The organism is Enteractinococcus helveticum (genome assembly GCF_001657475.1).
Lineage (GTDB): Bacteria > Actinomycetota > Actinomycetes > Actinomycetales > Micrococcaceae > Yaniella > Yaniella helvetica.
The window spans coordinates 1-766 of sequence record NZ_LXEY01000067.1 but is presented as its reverse complement, the minus strand read 5'-3'; the positions used below and the strand labels follow the sequence as shown (position 1 = coordinate 766).

Sequence of the window (766 nt, the reverse complement as noted above, 5' to 3'; positions counted from 1 at the left end):
CATCAATACTATTTAAAGCTAACTATGGTCCGTTTTTGTTTGAAAAATTAATGATGCCATTAAGTATCTTAATTCCAGTAGGTGCAATTGCGCTTTCTTTATTAGTGGGCTATGGCTTATTAGAATTTGTCGGTGTTTATATGGAGCCTATTATGAGACCTATTTTTAAAACACCAGGAAAATCCGCTGTCGATACAGTAGCTTCGTTTGTCGGCAGATATTCCTTCGGATTATTGATTAATAATCGTGTCTATAAGCAAGGGATGTACAACAAACGAGAAGCTACGATTATTGCGACTGGCATTTCAACAGTTTCAGCAACTTTTATGCTTATCGTTGCTAAAACTTTAGGATTAATGCCGCATTGGAATTTATTCTGTGGGATAACTTTAGCCATCACCTTTGTCGTGACTGCAAGTCCGGCCGGCCAAACGCCAAGCACCAATGTATCAACAGAGCAATATAACGGACAACGTGGAGAGCAAGAAGTTGCGATCGAAGGAAGCAGACTGAAATCTGCACACGCAGAGGCGATGAAACAAAATGCATTAACACCATCTCTCGTGAAGAACGTTTGGGACAATTTGAAAGACGGTTTAGAAATGACTGTTGGTATTTTACCTTCTATATTATCGATTGGTTCTTTAGGACTGATTGTAGCGAACTATACACCATTCATTGATTGGCTTGGCTATATATTCTATCCATTTATTTATATTTTCCCAATTGCTGATCAGGCTGTACTTGCAAAAGCGTCAGCGATTTC

Annotated in this window: 1 protein-coding gene; it reads left to right on the top strand. The window is 38.8% G+C overall.

The window, feature by feature from the left end:
* Positions 1-35: 35 nt before the first annotated feature.
* The coding region (locus tag A6F49_RS14510; protein ID WP_082911823.1) for a YjiH family protein at positions 36-766 on the top strand (731 nt) is incomplete at its 3' end.